The sequence below is a fragment of the Archangium sp. genome (assembly GCF_036277355.1).
GTDB lineage: Bacteria > Myxococcota > Myxococcia > Myxococcales > Myxococcaceae > Archangium.
In genome coordinates, this window is the sequence record NZ_DASUNC010000053.1 from 14032 (window position 1) to 36693 (window position 22662).

The window sequence follows — 22662 nt, forward strand, 5'->3', positions numbered from 1 at the left end:
TGAGCCTCTCGGCTCGTGGGCGGCGCTGGTGGCCGCCCGGTCGGGTATGTCCTATCATGAAGATGCTTCCGGTGTCGCAGAGGGAGACCCGGAGGCATCCCTTTCCTCCGTCTGGATTGATATATCATCATGAGCCTCGTCAAGGGTTCCCTCCTGCAGCACACGAAGCACTTCGTGCATGAACGGTTCGGTCCAGACGCCTGGAGGATGCAGGTGGAGGGCTTGCCGGCGGCGGGCCGTCCAGGCGTGCTGCAGCCGGTGCCCGCGTGCTGGTACGACCTGGGCCTCTTCCGGCGGCTGCTCCGCGCGCTGTGTGAATACACCGGCCGCGGGAGCGGCTTCATCATGGGGGAGCTGGGCCGCTTCACGGCGGACCGGGAGCTGTTGGGAGCGCAGCGGTGGGTGCTCCACCTGGCGAGGCCGTCCTTCGCGGTGCGCAACCTGGACCTGTGCTGGCGGCGCATGTTCGACGTGGGCCGGTGGGACTCGCAGCACGAGGACGGGACGCTCGAGTTGAGGCTGGCGGAGTGGGAGGGGGAGCCGGCGCTGTGTGATTGGATTGGCGGCTATGTCCGCCGGACGCTCGAGCTGTTTGGCTGGCAGGTGGAGGGACTGGCTCACGCGGAAGGGCTCTCGAACGACGCGGCCACCTGGGCCTTCCGGGCCGGGGGACACCCGCATCCCGAGGCCGTCCGGGTGAACAAGCTCACCTCCCGGGCCGAGGTGCTCCAGGCGGCGCGCGTGCTCGCGCACTGCACCCGGGCGGAGGCGTTGGCGCGCTTCGTGGTGGAGCTGAGCCGGGTGCAGCTCGGGTGCAGTGGCGCGCAGCTCTGGGTGCTGGGGGAGGAGGGGGAGGGAATGCGGCTGCTGTGCTCGGCCGGCGAGTGGGAGCGGGAAGGCCAGCGCAGCTGCTTGCTGCTGGAGACGGGCGGGCGCACGGTGGGGCGCATCGAGGTGCGGCATGTGCAGGAGCGGCTCGAGGAGGCCTCGGCCACCCTGTTGGACGAGCTGATGCCGTTCATCGCCGAGAGCCTGGTGGGCGTGCTGGAGCCTCGCCGGGAGCAGCCGGCCGTGTTGCGCAACGAGGATGAGGCCTTCCGCCAGCGGTTGCAGGCGGCCCGGCACCTGTGGGGACTCACCGCGCGTCAGGCGGATGTCGTCGCGCTGGCGGTGCAGGGGCAGACGAACAAGGAGATCGCCGGGGCACTCGGCTGCCAGAAGAGCACCGTGGAGCTGCACATGTCTCACATCCTCAAGAAGTGTGGGGCGGACAACCGCAGCATGCTCGCGGCCAGCTTCTGGACGTTGCGCTGAGCGCCTGGGGGCTGGCAATTTCGCCCCATGGGTATCGCCAGCACTCCTTCGCCGCCCTACGTGGCGGTCATCTTCACGTCCATTCGGATGCCGGTGGACGAGGGTTATGCGCTCACCGCGACGGAGATGCTCTCCATGGCGGATGCGCAGCCGGGTTTCCTGGGCGTGGAGAGCGCCCGGGACTCGGAGGGATTGGGCATCACCGTGTCGTATTGGCGGGACATGGAAGCGGTGCGTGCGTGGAAGGCCGTCGCCGAGCACCGCACGGCCCAGAAGCTCGGCCGCGAGCGGTGGTACCGCGCGTATCGCACGCGCGTCTGTGTGGTGGAGCGGGAGTACGGTTTCTCGCTGTAGGCCCGCGGGGCCGCTCCGAGGCCGGCTCCCACGCCCGGGCGGGTCCGCATCCAGCGGGCCCTCGCACCGGGCAGGAGGAGCCGACGGTGATGCAACAGGGACTCGCGGGCAGGGTTGCGTTGGTGACGGGAGGCGGGGTGCGCCTGGGCCGGGCGCTGGCCGAGGCGCTGGGCCGGGCCGGGGCCACGGTGGCCGTGCACTGTCATGGCTCCCGGAACGAGGCCGAGTCCGTGGTGGGCACCCTCCAAGCGGCGGGAGGCCGGGCCCGGGTGTTCCAGGCGGACCTCTCGCGTTCCGAGTCCATCGCTCCCCTGGTGTCCCAGGTGGAGCGCGAGCTCGGTGCCCTCTCCATCCTCGTCAACAGCGCCGCTCGTTTCGATCGGGCGGCCTTCGTGGAGACGCCCGAGGCCTCGTTGGAAGCGTGCTGGGCCCTGAACACCCGGGCGCCGTACCTGCTGAGCCAGGAGGTGGCGCGGGGAATGCTGGCCCGGGGAGGTGGGGACATCATCAACATCCTCGATGTGGGCGGGGCCCTCGCACCGTGGCGGGGCTACTCGGCCTATGGGATGACGAAGGCCGCGCTGGCCCACCTGACGCAGTGTCTGGCGTTGGAGCTGGCGCCTGTCATCCGGGTCAACGGCGTGGCGCCGGGGACGGTGCTGCCCCCCGAGCAGATGAAGCCGTCGCTGCTGGAGACACTCCGGCGCCGCATCCCCCAGCAGCGCATCGGCGCTCCGTCGGACGTGGCCGAGGCGGTGCTCTTCTTCCTCACCGGGCCCACCTTCATCACCGGGCAGATCCTCGCGGTGGATGGAGGGCGCATGCTGGAATAGGATGTCCCCGCCCGACCAGTGTTCTCGAAGGCGGGGTTTTTCCCATGCCCGGGGGCATTTCTCCGATGACCACGCCCGCCTCCCTCCTCGAAGCCGACGTCCCGCGCCCCGTCCTGGACGTCATCGCCCGCCTCCATGAGCTGGGCCACGCCGTCTTCCTCGTCGGGGGCTGCGTCCGTGACACGCTCCGGGGTGTCCACCCCAAGGACTTCGACGTCGCCACCAGCGCGCTCCCCGAGGAGGTCCAGCGCGCCTTCCGCAAGGTCATCCCCACCGGCATCCAGCACGGCACCGTCACCGTCGTCCAGGAGAGCACCCACGTCGAGGTCACCACCTTCCGCAGCGAGGGCGACTACCACGACGGCCGCCGCCCCTCCGCCGTCACCTTCGAGCGGGACATCGTCAAGGATCTCTCCCGCCGCGACTTCACCATCAACGCCATGGCGTGGAATCCCCTCACGCATGAGCTCGCCGATCCCTTCGGTGGCCAGCAGGACCTGAAGGCCCGCGTCGTGCGCTGCGTGGGCTCGGCCATCGAGCGCTTCTCCGAGGACGGGCTGCGCCCCATGCGCGCGGTGCGCTTCGCCGCGGTGCTCGACTTCACGCTCGATCCCGGCACCCAGGCCGCCATCCCCGAAACGCTCCCCGTCTTCCGCAAGGTCGCCCACGAGCGCGTCCGCGAGGAGTTCGTCAAGCTGCTGCTCTCCAAGCGCGAGGCCTTCGGGCTCGAGCTGCTCGCCACCACCGGGTTGCTCGAGGTGTTCCTCCCCGAGCTCGCCCGCGCCGATGCCGGGGCCGCACGGATCGCCCGCGCCGCCGCCGCCGCCGAGCCCGTGGATGTGGAGATCCGTCTCGCCGCCCTGCTCGCCGACCTCGTCAGCCCTCGGCAGGCCGAGGAGATCGGCGTCCGGCTCAAGTTCCCCACCAAGACCATCGAGCGGGTGCGTCTGTTGATCTCGCACGCCGCGCTCGAACGGCATGCCGGGGATTCGGATCCCGCGCTCCGCCGGCTCCTGGCGAAGGTGGGGCTCGCGAATGTCGAGGCGTTGACCTCGGTGGCCCGGGCCCGGATCCAGGCCAGGGAGCCGGTCCGGCTTCCCGAGCTGGATACCCTCATCGGGCGGTTGCGTGTGATCGCCGCGTCGAAGCCTCCACTGTCGGCGAAGGAGCTCGCGCTCAATGGCGGCGCCATCATGGCCACCCTGGGCGCCGGGCCTTCTCCCATCGTCGGCGAGGCGACGCGGTTCCTTCTCGAGCGGGTGCTCGATGAGCCTTCGCTCAATGAGGCGGAGAAGTTGAAGGAGCTGTTGCTGGGATGGCAGCGGGCCCGTGGGTCCTGAGGTTGTCCGCGGGGCAGGGGAGTAGACCCTCACCCCAACCCTCTCCCAGAGGGAGAGGGGGCAGGCACATTGTGTCGCACCTGGACCGGCCGGCGTGTAGATAGGGGCGTCATGCGAGTCGTCGTTGCCATGAGTGGTGGGGTGGACTCCTCCGCCGCCGCCGCCCTGCTCAAGGAGCAGGGTCATGAGGTCATCGGTATCACCCTCCGCGTCTGGTCCTATGAGGGCAAGGCCCAGTGCGGCAGTTGCTGCAGCCCCGATGACATCGACGATGCCCGCGCCGTCGCCCAGACGCTCGGCATCCCCTTCTACGTCGCCAACGCCGAGGAGCTCTTCAAGGACCGGGTCGTCAGTCCCTTCGTCCAGTCCTACCTCGGGGGCAAGACGCCCATCCCCTGCGTCGCCTGCAACCGCGACGTGAAGTTCAACTTCCTCCTCAAGCGGGCCCGTGCCCTCGGCGCCCGGCTCGCCACCGGCCACTACGCCCGCGTCGCGCAGCAGGACGGTAGGTTCCTCCTCCGCCGCGCCGTCGATGCCGCCAAGGATCAGAGCTACTTCCTCTTCACGCTCGGCCAGCAGGAGCTCACCGACGTCCTGTTCCCCGTCGGGGGCATGACCAAGTCCGAGGTCCGCGCCGTCGCCGAGCGCCATGCCCTCCCCACCAGCCACAAGCCCGAGAGCATGGAGATCTGCTTCGTGCCCGATGGCGACTACGCCGGCTTCGTCGAGAAGGTCGCCGGCCCCCAGCAGGGCGGGGAGATCGTCGACACCGAGGGCCATGTGCTCGGCACCCACGCGGGGGTGCACCGCTTCACCGTGGGTCAGCGCCGCGGCCTCAACCTCGGGGGCGGCGAGGCCCGCTACGTCCAGCGCATCGAGCCCGAGTCCCGCCGCGTCGTCGTGGGCCCCGCGGATGAGACCTCGCGCGATTCCTTCGGTCTGCTCCAGCCCCACTGGGTGGATGGGCCGCCGCCTCCCGAGAAGTCCGTGATGGTCCGCATCCGCCACCGTCACCCCGGTGCTCCCGGCCGCGTGCGTGTCTCCGCGCATGGGCTCGTGTCCATCCACCTCGACACTCCGGCCCGCGCCGTGACGCCCGGCCAGGCAGCCGTCGTGTATGACGGGGATCAAGTCCTCGGCGGTGGGTGGATTGTTTGAGCCTCGCCGCAACAGCCAGGGCGTGACGCTGTGCGCGCACTGAATTTGACCGGCCTGTAGGCGGGGCGTACCTTCCGGCCCACCTCGACGCTACAGGCCGCGACACTCGTGTGGCCGCGCCGGGGCGCCGTACACGCGAGGAACACCACGTCATGCGCGATGCCCACCGGATGAAGGAGAAGTTCGATGTTTCGCTCGACAACAGGCAGATCGTCAGCCTGTTGATCGCGGGGATCATCGTGATGGGCGCCGTATTCGTGCTCGGCGTCGTGGTCGGCAAGAAGCTCGCCGGCAACGCGCAGACCGCCGCCGCGCCGGATCTGCTCTCCGCGCTCGACGCCAACGCCCAGGCCCTCCAGCAGGCCCGCGAGGCCGAGCAGCCGCTCACCTTCCAGGACGAGCTCACCCGCAAGAGTGGCTCCGACGCCTCCAAGCCCGGCACCGTCACGGTTGCCATCCCGCCGCCCGCACCCAAGCCGAAGCCCGCCGAGCCGAAGCCGGAGCCCCAGGCCGCCGAGCCCCAGGTCGCCGAGGCCTCCGCGGACGAGCCCACGGCGTCGCCCACGGATGACGACTACGCGCCTCCCGCCACGGCCAAGGCCACCGAGCCGAAGCCGGAGCCCAAGGCCGCCGAGCCGAAGCCGGAGCCCAAGCCCGTCGAGACGAAGGTGGCCGAGAGCAAGCCCGCTCCCGTGCCGGGCAAGGTGGAGGCCGCTCCCGTGCCTACCCGCACCACGACGCCGCCCCAGGGTGGCGGTCTGAAGGACGCCATCGCCCGCGCCACCCAGCGTCCCACCGAGGCCGTTCCCGGTGGTGCCTTCACCCTGCAGATCTCCGCCTTCCAGAACCGTCCGGAGGCCGAGCGCTTCGCGGCGAAGCTCCGGGACCGTGGCTACGCCCCGTACATCGTCACCGCCGAGGTCCCCAACAAGGGCACCTGGTACCGCGTCCGCATGGGCAGCTTCCCCTCGAAGGATGCCGCGTCGCGCTACCTGTCGGATTTCAAGCGCGAGACGCAGATCCAGGCCTTCGTCGCCGCGAATTGAGACCGCCGGTGCATGGCGGGGCGGCGCCCGGAGTGCTATGGGCGCCGCTGAATGGACCTCCTCGACAACGTCATCCAGCCGTACGCCTGGGGCTCGCGGACCGCGATCGCCGAGCTGCTCGGACAACCCTCGCCCTCCGCCGCCTGCCAGGCGGAGCTGTGGATGGGAGCCCACCCGGGTGCCCCGTCGCGCGTGAATCGGCCGACGGGTGGGGTGACGCTGCTGGAGGCGATCCGGAGCTCGCCGGAGCGGGAGCTTGGTGAGCAGGTGACGCGCCGGTTCGGCGCCGAGCTGCCCTTCCTCCTCAAGGTGCTCGCGGCGGAGACCCCGCTGTCCCTGCAGACCCATCCGAGTCTCGTCCAGGCCCGCGAGGGGTTCGCCCGGGAGAACGCGCTCGGCGTGCCGGTGGGCGCCCCGCACCGCAACTACAAGGACGCCAACCACAAGCCCGAGCTCATCTGCGCGCTGACGCCCTTCGATGCGCTGTGTGGCTTCCGGAGCGCCGACGAGACGCTCGCCCTCTTCGATTCGCTCGGCGTGGCCGCCCTCGAGCCGCTGCTCGCCCCGCTGCGCGCGTCGCCCGATGCGAAGGGCGTGGCGCGCATGTTCGAGGCGCTGATGACGCTCCCGCGCGAGCAGCGGTGGCCCCTGGTGGACGCGGTGGTCTCCGCCTGCGCGGCGCACGAAGGGAAGGGCGGCCGCTTCGCCGAGGAGCTGCGGTGGGCCCTGCGGCTCGGCGAGCTCTACGCGGGTGATCCCGGCGTCATCGGCGCGCTGATGCTCAACCTCGTGCGGCTGCGGCCGGGCGAGGCCATCTACCTGTCCGCGGGCAACCTCCACGCGTACCTGCGCGGCGTGGGCGTGGAGATCATGGCCAACTCGGACAACGTGCTGCGCGGCGGGTGCACGCCCAAGCACGTGGACGTCCCCGAGCTGCTCCGCGTGCTGGACTTCCGGTGCGGCCCCATCGGCCTGGTCCCGGCGGCCACCACGGACGGGGTGGAGTTCGTCTACCCCACACCCACGGACGAGTTCCGCCTCTCGCGCTTCCAGCTCCGCCCCGGGGTGTCCGCCCAGCCGCGGCGGCGTGGGCCGGAGATCCTCCTGTGCACCGAGGGCTCCGCCCGGCTGTCCGCCGGGGGCCAGACGCTCGCGTTGCCCCGGGGTGCCTCGGTGTTCGTGAGCGCGGCCGAGGGGGCCTACACGCTCGAGGGCGAGGGCGTCGTCTACCGCGCCACCTCGGGCCTCTGAGGCCAGGTCATTCGGCGGGAGTGCCGCGGCTCCACTTGTCCACGTTGCCGTCGCCATCCAGGTCCTCGCCGATGCGATCGACCTGGTTGTTCTCCCAGTACTCCCAGTAGTCCACGCGCCCGTCCCCGTTGGAGTCCCGCTCCTTCCGGGCCAGCCGCCCCTTCTCGTAGAAGATCCACACGTCCGGCCTGCCGTCCCCGTTCAGGTCGCGCTCCCGCCGGACGTTGATGCCCTTCTCGTAGAAGTAGACCGAGTCCACCTTCCCATCGAAGTCCAGGTCCATCGCCTCGCGCTCGCGCTCCTCGCGGGCGTCGTAGTACGTGGTGAGGTCCACCCGGCCATCCCAGTTGATGTCCAGCTCCTTGCGGACCCTCCGCCCGTCCACGGTGAACACCCACACGTCCGGCTTCTGATCGGCGTTGGTGTCCTTCTCCGTCACCTGCTCGTTGGCGGCTGGCGCCGGGCGGATGGGCTGGGGTGCCACCTCCTCCTTCGCCTGCGCCTCCTCCGGCTTCTTCACGGATTTGTCGGACGCGCACCCACAGAGACCCACCAGGGCGAGCCCCACCACCCACCGGCGCTTCGAGGGCTTTACGACAAGGCTCGAAAACAGCGCTTCAAGGGACATGTAAGTCCATATATTTTCACATATCGCCATGGCCCGAAAGAAGATCAGCACCACCATCTACATCACGCCGGAGCAGAACGATCTGCTCAAGGCGCTGAACCAGAAGACGAAGGTTCCCGTGGCCGAGTACATCCGGCAGGGGATCGATCTCGTGCTGGAGAAGTACAAAGCCCAGTTGCCGGGGCAGGCCTCCTTCGACGAGCTGAGCTGAGCGCCGGGGCATGAGCATGAGCAAGAGCATGAAGGGCCAGCGGGTGGTGGTGCTCGGAGGCGCGGGCTTCGTGGGCTCGCACCTGTGCGAGCGGTTGCTGGACGATGGCGCGGCGGGCGTGGTGTCCGTGGACAACTACATCACCGGGGCCGAGGCCAACGTGGCGCACCTGCGGGGCCGCGCGGGCTTCGAGCTGGTGAAGCAGGACATCACCGAGGGGCTCTCGGTGGACGGGCCGGTGAACTACGTCTTCAACATGGCCTCGCCGGCCTCGCCCATCGACTACGCGAAGCTGCCGCTGGAGACGATGCGGGTGGGCTCGGTGGGCACGGAGAACGGGCTGAAGCTGGCTCGGGCCAAGGGCGCGGTGTTCCTCCAGGCCTCCACCTCGGAGGTGTACGGGGATCCGCACGTGCACCCGCAGCGCGAGGACTACTGGGGCAACGTGAATCCCATCGGCCCGCGCGCCTGCTACGACGAGGCCAAGCGCTACGCCGAGGCGCTCACCATGGTGTACGCCCGCTCGTATGGCGTGCAGACGCGCATCGTCCGCATCTTCAACACCTACGGGCCGCGCATGCGGCTCAACGACGGGCGCGTGGTGCCGGCCTTCGTGGGCCAGGCCCTGCGCGGCGAGGACTTCACCGTCTTCGGCGAGGGCACCCAGACGCGCTCCTTCTGCTACGTGCGCGACCTGGTGGACGGCCTGGTGCGGCTGGCCCTCTCGGACGTCATCGAGCCGGTCAACATCGGGAATCCCCGCGAGATGACCATGCTCGAGTTCGCCGAGGCGGTGCGGGCCGCGGCGGGTGGGGGAGGCAACATCGTCCACAAGCCGCTGCCCAAGGACGACCCCAAGCAGCGTCGTCCGGACATCACCCGGGCCCGGCAGCTGCTCGGGTGGGAGCCGAGGGTACCCCTGGAGGAGGGTCTGCGGGAGACGATTGGCTGGTTCCGATCGGTTGCCGGAAGGGGCTCCACCCCCTAACTTTCGCGCCAAACTTTCTCATTGGATGGCCACCTGGGAGTGGCGGGAGCGGCACGTTGAAAGTCCTGGTGACTGGTGGTGCGGGATTCATCGGCTCGCACGTGTGCGACGCCTTCGTGCGCGCGGGGCATGAGGTCATCGCCCTCGACAATCTGTCGAGTGGCAAGAAGGAGAACCTGGACCCCCGGGTGCGTCTGGAGGTCATGGACATCCGGGCCCCGGAGGCCGCGCAGCTCATCCGCGCCGAGCGCCCCCAGGTGATGTGCCACCTGGCCGCGCAGATGGACGTGCGCCGCAGCGTGGAGGATCCCCGCTTCGACGCCGAGGCCAACATCCTGGGCTTCCTCAACCTGCTGGAGGCCTCGCGGGTGGCGGGTGTCCAGAAGGTGGTGTTCAGCTCGACCGGCGGGGCCATCTACGGCGAGCAGGACGTCTTCCCCGCGCCCGAGACCCACGCCACCCGGCCGGTGTCGCCGTATGGCGTCTCCAAGGCCTCGGGTGAGCTGTACCTCGGCTACTACAAGGCCCAGTACGGGCTGAACTACGTGGCCCTGCGGTACGCCAATGTGTACGGCCCCCGGCAGAACCCGCATGGCGAGGCCGGCGTGGTGTCCATCTTCTGCCAGCGCCTGCTCGGCGGCCGCGAGTGCACCATCTACGGCGAGGGCAAGCAGACGCGCGACTTCGTCTACGTGGAGGACGTGGCGCGGGCCAACGTGCTGGCGGTGGAGAAGGACTACTCGGGCGCCATCAACATCGGCACCAGCGTGGAGACGGACATCAACCGGCTCTACACCCTGCTGGCCCAGTCGGCCGGGGTGGACAAGCCCGCCCTCCATGCCCCCGGCAAGCCGGGCGAGCAGCTGCGCTCCTGCGTGGACAACGCCCTGGCCCGCCGGGTGCTCGGCTGGCAGCCCACCGTGGAGCTCCCCGAGGGGCTTCGCCGCACGGTGTCGTTCTTCCGCGAGCACACCTCCCGCTAGCCCCCCCGTCCACCCTGCGGGGGAGGGGAGCCGGCCCGGCGTCGTTCTGGTTGCACGCCGGGTGCGCGGACGCATGGATTTTGGTGGGGTTCGGTGTTACTCAAGCCGGCTTCGACGTAGCCCGAGGCCCCCCTACCCATGCCGGCCGACAACGCTCACATCCGAAACTTCTCGATCATCGCCCACATCGACCATGGGAAGTCCACCCTGGCCGATCGCCTGCTCGGTGCCACTGGCACGGTGACCAAGCGCGAGGCGCAGGACCAGTTCCTCGACAACATGGAGCTGGAGCGCGAGCGCGGCATCACCATCAAGGCCCAGTCCGTGCGGATGAACTACACCGCCAACGACGGCCAGAAGTACGTGCTCAACCTCATCGACACCCCGGGACACGTGGACTTCGCCTACGAGGTGAGCCGCTCGCTCGCCGCCTGCGAGGGTGCCCTCCTGGTGGTGGATGCCTCCCAGGGCGTCGAGGCCCAGACGCTCGCCAACGTCTACATGGCGCTGGATCACAACCTGGAGATCATCCCGGTCATCAACAAGATCGACCTGCCGAGCGCCGACGTGGAGCGCACGCGCCAGGAGATCGAGGACGTGATCGGCATCGACGCCTCCGTCGCCGTGCCGGCCTCCGCCAAGGAGGGCATCGGCATCAAGGAGATCCTGGAGGCGGTGGTGAAGAACGTGCCGCCGCCCTCGGGCGATCCGGCGGCCCCGCTCCGGGCCCTCATCTTCGACAGCTGGTACGACAACTACCGCGGCGTCGTGACGCTGGTGCGCGTGCTCGAGGGCACGCTCAAGCTCAAGCAGAAGATCAAGCTGTGGAGCAACAACAAGGTCTTCGAGGTGCAGGAGCTGGGCGTCTTCAGCCCGTTCTCCCGCCCGGTGCCCCAGCTGATGGCCGGCGAGGTGGGCGTGCTGGTGGCCAACGTGAAGGAGCTCCAGGACGCCAAGGTGGGTGACACCGTGACGGAGGAGCTGCGTCCCACGGACGCGCCCTTCCCGGGCTTCAAGGAAGTGAAGCCCATGGTGTTCTCCGGCATCTTCCCGGTGGACTCCGAGCAGTACGAGGGCCTGCGCGACGCGCTCGGCAAGCTCAAGCTCAACGACGCGGCCTTCACCTACGAGCCCGAGTCCTCCACGGCGCTCGGCTTCGGCTTCCGCTGCGGCTACCTGGGCCTGCTCCACATGGAGATCGTCCAGGAGCGTCTGGAGCGTGAGTACAACCTGTCGCTCATCACCACGGCGCCCTCGGTGGTGTACCGCATCACCGACTCGCAGGGCGCGGTGCTGCACGTGGACAACCCGGCCAAGCTGCCGCCGGTGCAGAAGATCGCCAGGTTCGAGGAGCCCGTCCTCACCTGCCACATCCACGTGCCCAACGACTACCTGGGCGCGGTGCTCAAGCTGTGCCAGGACCGGCGCGGCGTGCAGAAGGACATGAAGTACCTGGGCAGCAGCGGCACGCGCGTGCAGGTGACGTACGAGATGCCGCTGGCCGAGGTCGTCTTCGACTTCTTCGACAAGCTCAAGAGCGTCACGCGCGGCTACGCCAGCCTCGACTACGAGCTGGCCGGCTACGTGGAGGCGGACCTGGTGCGTCTGGACATCCTCATCAACGGGGATCCGGTGGACGCGCTCAGCGTCATCGTCCACAAGGAGCGCGCCTACCAGCGCGGCCGCGAGGTGTGCCAGAAGCTCAAGGAAGTCATCCCGAAGCAGATGTACGAGGTGGCCATCCAGGGCGCCATCGGCGCGAAGATCATCTCGCGTGAAACCATCTCCGCCATCCGCAAGAACGTGCTCGCCAAGTGCTACGGCGGCGACATCAGCCGCAAGCGCAAGCTCCTCGAGAAGCAGAAGGAGGGCAAGAAGCGCATGAAGCAGGTGGGCTCGGTGGAGATCCCGCAGGAGGCGTTCCTCGCGGTGCTGAAGACGGAGGAATAGGTCACCATGTCCACCACCAGCGCGACCAACACCGCCGAGGGGCTCGAGGCCTCCATGGCCGCCCGCCGGACGCCGGAGCAGCTCAAGGCCAGCCGCGCGCTGCTGTGGCGCGAGCTCCTCACCAGCCTGTGGGCGCCCCTGGTGGTCCTCGGGGTGGCGCTCATCCCCTACATCATCCTCATCGAGTTCGTGCCCGCCTCGGCCAGCTGGGCCCAGCCGCTCATGCAGGGCCTGGCGGGGTTGATGCTGCTCTACTTCCTCGGGCTGATGGTGCTGCGCTTCGCGCTGCCCAGGCAGAGCCGCTTGCGCCACCTGCGGCACGAGGCGCGTGAGCTCATCGGGGAGATCGAGCGCATCCACAAGCGCGTCCCGGGGAAGATCCCCGCCGAGTCGTCCACGCGGCTGGCCGAGCAGGCCATGCAGGTGGAGGCCGCCTCGCTGGCCGGGGACGCCGAGCGGCTGGAGAAGGAGACGAAGGCGCTCGACACGCTGGCCACCCAGCTGCTGGGGGCCTTCCGCAAGCAGGATCTCGGGGACCTGGTCTCGGGCTTCGCCAAGGCGCTGGCCATCGCGGTCATCATCCGCGTCTTCATCATCGAGCCGTACCGCATCCCGTCTGGCTCCATGCTGCCCACGCTGGAGATCGGCGATCAGGTCTTCATCAACAAGTTCATCTATGGGGTGCGGCTGCCGTACACCAACTACGTGCCCTTCCAGATCGTCCGCCCGCCGGCGCGGGGAGACGTCATCGTCTTCAACAACCCGGTGCAGCAGGATCTGGACTTCATCAAGCGCGTGGTGGGCATCCCCGGGGACAAGGTGGAGCTCATCAACGGCGAGGTCTTCATCAACGGCGTGCCCCAGCCGCGCACGTTGGTGAACGAGGACCAGATCGTCTACAACAAGCAGGACAACACGCCCTGGTACCCGGAGCACCTGCGGCTGTACCACGAGAACCTGGACGGCAAGGTGCACTCGGTGCTGCAGCCGGGGAGCGTGGCCCGCATGGAGCACGAGGGGCCGTACGTCGTTCCCCCCGGCCACGTCTTCGTCATGGGTGACAACCGGGAGAACAGCCTGGACAGCCGCTACGGCCTGGGCTCCGGCCGGGGCGTGGAGTTCGTCCCGTACGGCCACATCAAGGGCAAGGCCATGGTCGTCTGGATGGCCCTCGGGTATGGCGGCTGGTTCAGCAACTTCTTCGAGGGCACCGGACTGCGGACCGACCGGCTGTTCGAGCCGGTGCGTTGAAACCCGCCGCGATGCTTGACGCCCCGCGCGTGCCGCTGCTACGCGGGGGCCTCATGCGTCATCCCTCAGGGAAGATCAGCTTTGGCGGCCTGGTGCTCCTCACCCTCGTCGCGGGGGGGCTCTATTTCAGCGTGATGCTCCTCCCCGTGTACGCGGACAACTTCGACGTGAAGGAAGCCGTCGCGGTGGCCTTCAACCGGGCCCCGACGTCCGACGACGACTCGTTGCGCCGGGTGATCATCGAGCGCACCAGCCAGGTGGGCAACCACTGGGACACGGACAAGTTCGACCAGGACGTCCTCGTTCCCGGGCTCGGCCTGACGGACGAGAACATCACCATCGAGCGCAGCACCGTCTCGCCGGAGGTGCGCATCGAGGTGGAGTACACGCGCCAGGTGCAGTTGAAGCCCACCCAACACATCCGGGTCCTGCGCTTCCATGTGGTGAAGGAAGGCATTCCCGGTAGGTAGCGCCCAGGGGCACCGATGAGACACCTGTTGGGAATCGAGGGCCTGCGGCGCGCGGACATCGAGGCGCTGCTCGGCCGGGCCGAGGCGCACCTGCACGGTGGGCCGGATGCCTCGCACGTGCTGCGGGGCAGGGTGATCGCCAACCTCTTCTTCGAGGACTCCACGCGCACCCGCACCTCCTTCGAGATGGCGGCCCACGCGCTCGGCGCCGAGGTGCTCAACTGGACGACGGCGGGCTCCTCCGTCTCCAAGGGCGAGACGCTGCTGGACACGGTGCGCAACATCGAGGCCACGGGCCCGGTGGCGCTCATCATCCGGCACCGCTCCTCGGGGGCTCCGCACCTGGTGGCGCGCCACGTGCGCTGCGCCGTCGTCAACGCGGGGGACGGCACCCACGAGCACCCCTCGCAGGCGCTGCTGGACGCCTTCACGCTGCGCCGCCGCTGGGGCAGCCTGGACGGGCGCACGGTGCTCATCGTGGGGGACATCCTCCACAGCCGCGTGGCCCGCTCCAACCTGCACTGCCTCACCACGCTGGGCGCGAAGGTGGTGCTGTGCGGCCCGCCCACGCTGCTGCCGCCCGGCCTGGAGTCCTTCGGCGCCGAGGTCACCACGAACCTGGACGCCGCGCTGCCCCGCGCCGACGCCGTCATGTGCCTGCGCGTGCAGTCGGAGCGGCAGGGGGAGAACTTCTTCCCGTCGGCGCGTGAGTTCTCCCGCATGTACGGGCTCAACGCCGCCCGCGCCGAGCGGCTCAAGCCGGAGGCGCTCGTGATGCATCCCGGTCCCATGAACCGGGGGGTGGAGATCGCCCCCGCGGTGGCGGATGGGCCTCGCAGTGTGATCCTGGAGCAGGTGGCGCATGGTGTGGCCGTGCGCCGCGCCATCCTCGAGGAGGTGTGCCGGTGAGCTCGACGATTCTGCTGAGCCGCGGGCGGGTGGTGGATCCGCGCAACGGCGTGGACGGTGTGCGGGACGTGCTGGTGCGCGACGGCGTCATCGCCGAGGTGTCCGAGGCGCCCCTGAAGGTGCGGGACGCGCGGGTGGTGGACGCCACGGGCAAGCTGGTGCTGCCGGGCTTCATCGACCTGCACGTGCACCTGCGCGAGCCGGGCGAGGAGGGCAAGGAGACGGTCCTCACCGGCTGCATGGCGGCGGTGGCGGGCGGCTTCACCGCGGTGGTGGCCATGCCCAACACCAAGCCCGTCAACGACAGCGTGCTCGTCAGCGAGTACGTGAAGGCCAAGGCCCGCGAGGCGCGGCTGTGCCACGTGTACCTGGCGGGCGCCATCACCAAGGGCCTCCAGGGCGAGGAGATGGCGGAGATGGGGGCGCTCGTCGGCGCCGGCTGCGTCTGCATCACCGACGACGGCCGCCCGGTGATGAACGCCGGCCTCATGCGCCGCGCCCTCCAGTACGCCCAGCTCTTCAACCTCCCCGTCATGGTGCACGAGGAGGATCTGACGCTCTCGGGCAAGGGCGTGATGAACGAGGGCCGCGCCTCCACGCGCCTGGGCCTCGCCGGCATCCCCCCCTCGGCCGAGGTGGCCATGGTGGCGCGGGACATGGTGCTCCTGGAGGAGACGAAGGGGCGGCTGCACGTCGCCCATGTCTCCTGCGAGGGCAGCGTGCGCCTCATCCGCGAGGCCAGGCGCCGCGGCCTCAACGTCACCGCCGAGGCCACCCCGCACCACTTCATCCTGGATGACGAGGCCGTGGGCGCCTACGACACCCACGCCCGCATGAATCCGCCCCTGCGCACCCGCCGCGACATCGAGGCCGTGCGCGAGGGGCTCGTCGACGGCACCATCGACGCCATCGCCACGGACCACGCGCCCCACGGGGTGCTGGAGAAGCAGGTGGAGTTCGACAAGGCGTGGAATGGCGTGGTGGGGCTGGAGACGGCCCTGGGCCTGACGCTCTCCCTGGTGCGCGAGGGCGTGATGAGCCTGCAGCGGGCGGTGGCCCTGCTGACGGACGGGCCCGCGAGGGCATTCGGGCTGCCGGGCGGCCATCTGGCCGTCGGGGCTCCAGCGGACGTCACGGTGGTGGAGCCGGACGCGGAGTGGACGGTGGATTCGGCGCGGTTCTTCTCCCGCAGCCGGAACACCCCCTTCCATGGCCGGCGTTTGACGGGCCGGGTCGCCCAGACGTGGGTGTCCGGGCGGCTCGTCTTCGAGGACGGTCAGATCAAGGAGTCCAGGTGATGAAGCGGGCAGTGCTGGCATTGGCGGATGGCACCACCTTCGAGGGTCGCGCGCTCGGCGCCTCCGGCGAGACGGTGGGTGAGGTGGTGTTCAACACGTCGATGACCGGCTACCAGGAGATCCTCACGGATCCCTCGTACGTCGGGCAGATCGTCACCATGGCGTACCCCGAGATGGGCAACGTGGGCGCCAACCCCGGGGATCAGGAGTCCGTGAAGCCGCACGCCGTGGGCATGGTGGTGCGCAACTCCTCGGAGCAGCACTCCAACTGGCGCGCCCAGGAGACGCTCGACGTCTACCTGAAGCGCCATGGGATTGTGGGCATCGAGGGCATCGACACCCGGCGCCTGGTGCGGCACGTGCGCACGCACGGCGCGCAGATGGGCGTCATCTCCACCGAGGACCACTCGCCGGCCGCGCTCGTGGAGCGGGCCCGCAAGGCGCGCGGCATGGAGGGATTGGATCTCGCCACCGGCGTGTCCACCCAGGAGCCCTACCTCTTCACCACCCCCAGCCCGAACCTGCTCGGCGAGGTGGAGCGTCCCGCCCCCGAGCTGCGCTTCGACGTGGTGGCCTATGACTACGGCCTCAAGCGCTCCATGCTCCACTTCCTGGTGGATGTGGGCTGCCGCGTGAAGGTGGTGCCCGCCGGCACCACCGCCGAGGCCGTGCTCGCCGAGAAGCCCCACGGCATCTTCCTCGCCAACGGCCCGGGAGATCCCGCCGCCGTGAAGGGCGCCGACAAGGTCGTGGCCGGCCTGCTCGGCAAGGTGCCCGTCTTCGGCATCTGCCTGGGGCACCAGATCCTGGCGCTCGCCCTGGGCGGCCGGACGTACAAGATGAAGTTCGGCCACCGGGGGGCCAACCAGCCAGTCAAGGACCTGACCACCGGCAAGGTGGAGATCACCTCGCAGAACCACGGCTTCGCGGTGGATGATGCGAGCGTGAAGGGCAAGGCGGTGGTGAGCCACATCAACCTCAACGACGGAACCGTCGAGGGGCTGAGCATCCCCGACGCCCGCGCCTTCAGCGTGCAGTATCACCCGGAAGCTTCGCCCGGACCTCACGACGCCCGGTACCTGTTCTCACGTTTCGCGAAGCTCATGGCCGGAGAGTAGGATCTCGCAGCCCCATGGACTCCCCCCTTTCGCCGCTGTCGTATCAGCCCTATCTCGATCAGCTCATCGCCTTTGGGAGCCAGGAGTCACGCAAGCCCGACCTGCTGGAGGCCAAGGCGGAGTACCTCCGCCTCACCGGCGAGGTCTTCGAGGACGACAAGATCTTCGAGCTGCGGATGGCGTCCTTCCTGGACTTCTATCTGTTCGATCGAGTCTCGCCGATCTCCAAGCTGACGCCCGCCGCCGAGCTGTACCAGCTGCGGCTGCAGGGCGCCTCGCCCGAGGAGGCCAACGCCTTCCGCTGCTTCACGGAGACCGTCCACGGCCTCTTCGAGGTGCGCAAGCTGGGCAAGGGCCTCGTGCGTCTGCGTGAGCTCTTCTCCGGCAAGGACTTCGACGTCACCGAGCGCCGCACCGTGGCGGGCCTCGAGACGGGCGATGTGCTGGAGGCCCGGCTGATTCCCTTCGCCGGGCACCTGCTGTTCTCCTCGGCGTTCTGCTTCCACCCTCGCGTCGCCGTGAAGTCCATCAAGGCCGAGGTCAAGCGCCGCAAGAAGAAGGAGCCGGATCGTCCTCCCGCGGAGCTCGTCTGGGAGTGCGCCCGGCGCGCCGTGAAGGTCGAGCGCTACAAGCAGATCGCCATCGAGCGCATCTACGACTTCTCGCAGACCACGCCCTGGCTGGCCTCGGCGAGCTAGGGACGTACAGGGGGGCTCACGGGTTCAACCTTGGACCCGTGGCACCCTCACCCCGGGGGGCTTGCCCCCCCCTTTGAACGACGGGGGGATCCTCTCCCGGGGGGAGAGGGGAAATGTGTCAGGGTGGTTGGGATGAACGGGTTCAGATGCGATGGACCGACATCATGTTGGTGCGCCCCGGCTCGTTGAGCGGCACGCCGGCGACGATCACCACGGGCGTCCCCACCTTGCAGATGCCCTCCTCGTGGCACAGCCGCCGCACCTGCCGCAGCATCGCGTCCGTCGACTGCAGGCGGCCCACCTGCAACGCCTTCACGCCCCAGTAGAGCGCCATCCGGTTCACCGTGTCCGGGTTCGGCGTCAGCGCGATGATCTGCGCTGTGGGCCGGAACTCGGAGATGAGCCGCGCCGTCAGGCCCCGCTCCGTGTACGCCACGATGGTGCCGATCTTCATCTGCTCGGCCGCCGCCACCGCCGCCGCCGCCACGCCCGTGGAGATGTCGTCCTTGGCGTCCGGGAAGGGCGGGTGCTCCATGTTCCTCACCACCCCGGACTCCGTCTCCTCGACGATCCGCGCCATGGTGGCCGCCGCCTGCACCGGGTACTTGCCCGCCGCCGTCTCCCCCGAGAGCATCACCGCGTCCGCTCCGTCCAGGATGGCGTTGGCCACGTCCGACACCTCGGCGCGCGTGGGCCTCGCGTTGTTCACCATGCTCTCCAGCATCTCCGTGGCGACGATGACCAGGCCTCCCATCCGGTTCACCGTGCGCACCATGCGCTTCTGGATGGCCGGCAGCTTCTCCAGCGGCATCTCCACGCCCAGGTCACCTCGCGCCACCATGATGCCGTCCGCCGCGCGCGAGATCGCGTCCAGGTCCGCCACCGCCTGTGGCTTCTCGATCTTGGCGATCAGCGGCGTGTTGCGCTTCGCCACCAGCTTGCGCGCTTGATGGATGTCGTTCGCCGTGCGCACGAAGGAGAGCGCCACGTAGTCCACGCCCACCTCCTGCCCGAACGCCAGGTCCTCCGCGTCCTTCTCGGTGATGGTGGGCACCGACACGTGCGCCCCGGGCAGGTTGAGGCCCTTGTGGTCCTTCAGCAGCCCGCCCAGTTCCACGGTACAGGTCACGTCCCGGCCCTGGACCTTCTTCACCCTCAGCCGCACCCGCCCGTCGTCCAGCAGGATGGGGTGCCCTGGCTCCACGTCCTTGGGCAGCGAGCGGATGGGCGTGGGGATGATGTTCTCGTGCCCCAGCAGCTCCCGCGTGGTCACCACCACCGTCTGGCCCGTCTTCACCTCCAGGCAGCCCCCCTCGAACTTGCCCAGGCGGATCTTCGGGCCCTGGATGTCCTGGAGGATGGCCACCGGCACGCCCAGCTTCTTGGAGGCCCGGCGGATCAGATTCACCCGGCGGCGGTGCTGGTCGTGCGTCCCGTGCGAGAAGTTGAGCCGCGCCACGTTCATCCCGGAGCGGATGAGTTCCTCGATGACCTCGGCCGAGTCCGAGGACGGCCCCAGCGTGCAGATGATCTTCGCCTTGCGCATGGACGCACATCCTAGGCGCCCGGCGCCGCCTTGACAGCTTTGCGTCCTCGGGAATACTTGGCGCCAACGCGGGCGACAGCGACGGCGTCGGCGGAAGCAGTCCTCGGTTTCACGGCTTCGTGCCCACGTCGCGAGAAAGCCCGGCGTCCCTGGAGGGGGGGCCGGGCTTTCGCCTTTGCGGGGTGCTGTTCTCGCGTGAGCGCCTGCTCAGAGGCTGATCTCGTCCGTCTTGCCGGGCGCCAGCTTCGGGGCCAGGCCCGGCGGCGGCAGGCCGTGGTGCGGATCCATCGGCGGCTCATCCGGCACCGGCTCGTCCATCAGGTTCGGGTCGCCGCTGCCGCCCACGCCCGGGCCGCCCTCGCGCAGCGCGTCGATCTCCTCGCGGCTGATGCCGGCCTCGTCCAGCACCTTGCGCGTCACCATGATGCGCGCCTCGCCATCCAGCGCCATGGCGATGGAGTCCGAGGGCCTCGCGTCCAGCGTCACCTTGCGCTTGCCCTGCTCGAGGAAGACGCGGCCCGTGTAGATGTCATCGCGCAGGTCGTCGATGCGCACCTCGGTCACCTTGGCGCCCAGCTCCGTCACCACCGAGCCGAGCAGATCCTGCGACAGCGGCTGCGGCGGCCTCAGGTGCGCCAGCCGGAAGGCGATGGCCACCGCGGCCGACTCGTCCACGAAGATGGGCAGCACCAGCGCCCCGTCCTCCGTGGTGAGCACCACCGCATGCGTCTGCGCCTCGACGAGCGGAATCACGTCCCGAACCTGGAGGCGCACCAGCTCCTTGCAGGCGGCGGGATTTCCTCCCTGCTTGGGAACGCAGGCCTCGCTGTCCTTCGTCGCGGCGGTGGCGTGCGCGGGTGGAGCGCCAAAGCCGGGAAGCAGCAGCACTCCCAGGGCGAGCAGCGCGGCGGACAGCGGGGCGAGGACGAAAGCGGCAGGGATGGACGTTTTCACCCTGCAAACGTGTGCATGTGCGCCGGGGGCGGGAGGGCGCCGATTCGTGCCCGCCTGCTCCCCAGCCTCACGCGTCCCGCACCCCACGAAAACCGCGAGGGCTGGGTAGACGGGCGGGCGTCAGCGCTCGTCCTCGTCCTCGTCGTAGTCCTCCTCGTCCTCGACGTCCTCGTCCTCGTCGAAGTCGAGCTCCTCGTCATCGGACTCCTCGTCCTCGTCGGACTCCTCGTCCTCGTCGAGCTCGTCCTCCAGCTCCTCGGTTTCCAGTGCCATCGAGACGGCGAAGCGCTTGCCCAGCGCGGCCACCTGGGTCCGCATCTCGGTGAGCGCCGAGACGAAGTCCTCCTGGATGTTCGTGGGGGCCTTCTGACTGCAATGAGGGCAGGCGAGCTTCTCCGTGCCATCAATGAGATCCTGAACATCCAGCTCGAAGGTGCCCTCGCACTTCTGGCAAGTCAGATCGATCGTCATGTGCGTGGCGCGGAATACATAGGGCTCTGGTGACCTGTCAACGCCCGTGGCGAGCCGCCACATGGTTTCAGTAGCCTCGGATTCCCTATGGACACTCCCAGGACGATGGTGCATGCGCTGCATGATCAGGCCAGCCGGCGGCAGCACCGTCCGGCCCTGTGGACGCGCAAGGGGCGCACGTATGTGCCCACCTCGTGGCACGACTATGCCACCCGGGTGAAGCGCTTCGCCCTGGGGTTGTGCTCGCTGGGCTTCCAGCGGGGAAGCGCCTTGCCCCTCCTGTCCTTCAACCGCGAGGAGTGGTTGGTGGCGGACCTGGCCGCCATGGCCCTGGGCGGCGTCCCCGTGGGCGTCTACGTCACCAGCAGCCCCGAGCAGGTCCAATACCTCGTGGAGCACTGCGAGGCGGGCCACCTGGTGGTGGAGAACGAGCAGCACCTGGCCACCGCCCTCGCCGTGCGCGAGCGGGTGCCCCGGCTGCGCCACATCATCATCCTGGACCCTCCCGAGGCCCCGCTCCCGCAGGGCGTGCTGAGCTACGCCGAGGTGCTGGCGCGCGGCACCGGCATCGACGAGGGGCCCTACTGGGACGCCGTCAACGCGCTCCAGCCCGAGGGGCTCGCCACCCTCATCTACACCTCGGGGACCACCGGCAACCCCAAGGGCGTCATGCTCAGCCACCAGAACCTCGTCTGGACGGCCACGCACCTCATGCGCGCCACCCGGATGGCCGAGGACGACGAGGCGCTCCTGTCGTACCTGCCGCTGGCCCACATCGCCGAGCAGATGCTCAGCATCCATGGGCCCCTGCTCGTGGGGGCGGAGGTGTACTTCGCGCGCTCCCTGGAGAAGGTGCCCGAGGACCTGCGCGATGCCCGGCCCACCGTCTTCTTCGGCGTGCCCCGCGTCTGGGAGAAGCTCAAGGGCCGTCTCGAGGAGGCGCTCCGCGAGCTGCCCGCCGCCCGCCAGAGCGCCGTGGGCTGGGCCCGCGGAGTGGCCGTCCAGCGCAACGCGCTCGTCCTGTGCCACGAGCGCGTGCCCCTGTACCTGGAGGGCCAGTACCAGCTCGCCCGCCGCACCGTCTTCCCGGCCCTGCTCTCGAGGCTCGGCTTCGAGCGCACCCACTTCTTCTGCAGTGGTGCCGCCCCCATCGGCCGCGACGTGCTCGAGTTCTTCTCCTCGCTCGACATCGTCATCCGCGAGGTCTACGGCCAGTCCGAGGTCAGCGGGCCCACCACCCTCAACACCCCCGACGCCACGCGCCTGGGCACGCTCGGGCGTCCGCTGCTCGGCGTGGAGGTCCTCATCGCCGAGGACGGGGAGATCCTCGTGCGCGGCGGCGGCGTCTGCCAGGGCTACTACAAGGACCCCGCCGCCACCGCCCAGCTGCTCCAGGATGGCTGGTTGCACTCGGGCGACGTGGGACACCTCGACTCCGAGGGCTTCCTGCACATCACCGGCCGCAAGAAGGAGATCATCGTCACCTCCGGCGGCAAGAAGACCGCGCCCGCGCACATCGAGCTGCTGCTGAAGGCCGTGGCTCCCGTGGGCCATGCGCTCGTCCTCGGCGAGCGGCGCAATTACCTCGTAGCGCTTCTCACCCTGGAGCCCGAGCGGGCCCGCTCCCTCGCTCGCCAGAATGGCTGGCCCGAGGACCTCTCCGCCCTCGCCGCCGATCCCCGCCTGCGCCAGCACCTGCACGAGGTCATCGAGCGCGAGGTGAACCCGCGGCTCGCCCGCTTCGAGACCATCAAGCGCTTCGCCGTCCTCGCCGAGGACTTCTCCATCTCCAACGGCGCGCTCACCCCCAGCATGAAGATGCGCCGCCAGCTCATTGAGGCCCGGTACAAGGATCTCATCGACTCCCTGTACTCGGACGAGCCCGCGGTGT

The 22662-nt window shown here is 69.3% G+C and carries 22 protein-coding genes; 18 read left to right on the forward strand and 4 right to left on the reverse strand.

Annotated elements, in window-relative coordinates; all coding sequences use genetic code 11:
• The first annotated feature begins 129 nt into the window (after positions 1-129).
• The 7 genes from VFZ09_RS14035 to manA all read left to right on the forward strand — a co-directional run bounded on the left by VFZ09_RS14035 (position 130) and on the right by manA (position 7296).
• On the forward strand, positions 130-1314 hold the full coding sequence (locus VFZ09_RS14035) for a helix-turn-helix transcriptional regulator (RefSeq protein WP_329728066.1): 1185 nt from the start codon (positions 130-132) through the stop codon (positions 1312-1314).
• Positions 1315-1341: 27 nt separating this feature from the next.
• Positions 1342-1668 carry an antibiotic biosynthesis monooxygenase gene (locus VFZ09_RS14040; protein WP_329728067.1) on the forward strand — a complete coding sequence of 109 codons (327 nt, stop codon included), beginning with the start codon at positions 1342-1344 and terminating at the stop codon, positions 1666-1668.
• An 89-nt stretch (positions 1669-1757) separates the two neighbouring features.
• Positions 1758-2501, forward strand: coding sequence for an SDR family NAD(P)-dependent oxidoreductase (locus VFZ09_RS14045; RefSeq protein ID WP_329728068.1), 744 nt, complete (start codon positions 1758-1760; stop codon positions 2499-2501).
• 65 nt (positions 2502-2566) lie between these two features.
• Positions 2567-3841, forward strand: coding sequence for a CCA tRNA nucleotidyltransferase (locus tag VFZ09_RS14050; protein ID WP_329728069.1), 1275 nt, complete (start codon positions 2567-2569; stop codon positions 3839-3841).
• 111 nt (positions 3842-3952) lie between these two features.
• Positions 3953-4999, forward strand: coding sequence for a tRNA 2-thiouridine(34) synthase MnmA (gene mnmA, locus VFZ09_RS14055; RefSeq protein ID WP_329728070.1), 1047 nt, complete (start codon positions 3953-3955; stop codon positions 4997-4999).
• A gap of 152 nt (positions 5000-5151) precedes the next feature.
• Positions 5152-6045: an SPOR domain-containing protein gene (locus VFZ09_RS14060; RefSeq protein ID WP_329728071.1), complete on the forward strand. Its 894-nt coding sequence runs from the start codon at positions 5152-5154 to the stop codon at positions 6043-6045.
• A gap of 51 nt (positions 6046-6096) precedes the next feature.
• A complete protein-coding gene (gene manA, locus VFZ09_RS14065) occupies positions 6097-7296 on the forward strand; it encodes a mannose-6-phosphate isomerase, class I (RefSeq protein ID WP_329728072.1) in 1200 nt (399 codons plus the stop codon).
• A gap of 7 nt (positions 7297-7303) precedes the next feature.
• On the opposite strand, the gene VFZ09_RS14070 is transcribed toward manA, so the two are convergent.
• Positions 7304-7924 (reverse strand): hypothetical protein, encoded by a 621-nt coding sequence (locus VFZ09_RS14070; protein WP_329728073.1) that lies wholly within the window; start codon positions 7922-7924, stop codon positions 7304-7306.
• 28 nt (positions 7925-7952) lie between these two features.
• Between VFZ09_RS14070 and VFZ09_RS14075 the strand changes: the two genes are divergently transcribed.
• The 10 genes from VFZ09_RS14075 (at position 7953) to VFZ09_RS14120 (ending at position 17800) form a co-directional block, all read left to right on the forward strand.
• The gene (locus tag VFZ09_RS14075) at positions 7953-8135 is read left to right on the forward strand and encodes a ribbon-helix-helix domain-containing protein (RefSeq protein ID WP_043408044.1); all 183 of its coding nucleotides are present in this window, start codon (positions 7953-7955) and stop codon (positions 8133-8135) included.
• Positions 8136-8163: 28 nt separating this feature from the next.
• The gene (locus VFZ09_RS14080; RefSeq protein ID WP_329728086.1) at positions 8164-9123 is read left to right on the forward strand and encodes a UDP-glucuronic acid decarboxylase family protein; all 960 of its coding nucleotides are present in this window, start codon (positions 8164-8166) and stop codon (positions 9121-9123) included.
• Positions 9124-9179: 56 nt separating this feature from the next.
• Complete coding sequence (locus VFZ09_RS14085) at positions 9180-10106, forward strand: NAD-dependent epimerase/dehydratase family protein (protein WP_329728074.1); 927 nt, start codon at positions 9180-9182, stop codon at positions 10104-10106.
• Between the two features lie 138 nt (positions 10107-10244).
• Positions 10245-12056: a translation elongation factor 4 gene (gene lepA / locus VFZ09_RS14090; RefSeq protein WP_329728075.1), complete on the forward strand. Its 1812-nt coding sequence runs from the start codon at positions 10245-10247 to the stop codon at positions 12054-12056.
• A 6-nt stretch (positions 12057-12062) separates the two neighbouring features.
• Positions 12063-13307, forward strand: a complete 1245-nt coding sequence (gene lepB, locus VFZ09_RS14095; RefSeq protein WP_329728076.1) for a signal peptidase I — start codon at positions 12063-12065, stop codon at positions 13305-13307.
• A gap of 53 nt (positions 13308-13360) precedes the next feature.
• Positions 13361-13777 carry a hypothetical protein gene (locus tag VFZ09_RS14100; protein WP_329728077.1) on the forward strand — a complete coding sequence of 139 codons (417 nt, stop codon included), beginning with the start codon at positions 13361-13363 and terminating at the stop codon, positions 13775-13777.
• Between the two features lie 15 nt (positions 13778-13792).
• On the forward strand, positions 13793-14686 hold the full coding sequence (locus tag VFZ09_RS14105) for an aspartate carbamoyltransferase catalytic subunit (protein WP_329728078.1): 894 nt from the start codon (positions 13793-13795) through the stop codon (positions 14684-14686).
• The gene (locus tag VFZ09_RS14110) at positions 14683-15984 is read left to right on the forward strand and encodes a dihydroorotase (protein ID WP_329728079.1); all 1302 of its coding nucleotides are present in this window, start codon (positions 14683-14685) and stop codon (positions 15982-15984) included. The genes VFZ09_RS14105 and VFZ09_RS14110 overlap by 4 nt, the downstream gene beginning before the upstream one ends.
• Positions 15984-17102 (forward strand): glutamine-hydrolyzing carbamoyl-phosphate synthase small subunit, encoded by a 1119-nt coding sequence (carA, locus tag VFZ09_RS14115; RefSeq protein ID WP_329728080.1) that lies wholly within the window; start codon positions 15984-15986, stop codon positions 17100-17102. Before VFZ09_RS14110 ends, carA begins: the two co-directional genes overlap by 1 nt.
• A gap of 14 nt (positions 17103-17116) precedes the next feature.
• Positions 17117-17800 (forward strand): hypothetical protein, encoded by a 684-nt coding sequence (locus VFZ09_RS14120; RefSeq protein ID WP_329728081.1) that lies wholly within the window; start codon positions 17117-17119, stop codon positions 17798-17800.
• Positions 17801-17942: 142 nt separating this feature from the next.
• Here VFZ09_RS14120 and pyk read toward each other — a convergent pair whose 3' ends face one another.
• From pyk to VFZ09_RS14135, 3 genes are all read right to left on the reverse strand, one after another.
• Positions 17943-19346: a pyruvate kinase gene (gene pyk, locus VFZ09_RS14125; RefSeq protein ID WP_329728082.1), complete on the reverse strand. Its 1404-nt coding sequence runs from the start codon at positions 19344-19346 to the stop codon at positions 17943-17945.
• A gap of 207 nt (positions 19347-19553) precedes the next feature.
• Entirely contained in the window at positions 19554-20300 is a 747-nt protein-coding gene (locus VFZ09_RS14130) for a bifunctional nuclease family protein (RefSeq protein WP_329728083.1), read from the reverse strand.
• Positions 20301-20420: 120 nt separating this feature from the next.
• Positions 20421-20771, reverse strand: a complete 351-nt coding sequence (locus VFZ09_RS14135) for a hypothetical protein (protein WP_329728084.1) — start codon at positions 20769-20771, stop codon at positions 20421-20423.
• Positions 20772-20858: 87 nt separating this feature from the next.
• Between VFZ09_RS14135 and VFZ09_RS14140 the strand changes: the two genes are divergently transcribed.
• Positions 20859-22662: AMP-dependent synthetase/ligase (locus tag VFZ09_RS14140; RefSeq protein WP_329728085.1), on the forward strand; the 1804-nt coding region annotated here is incomplete at its 3' end.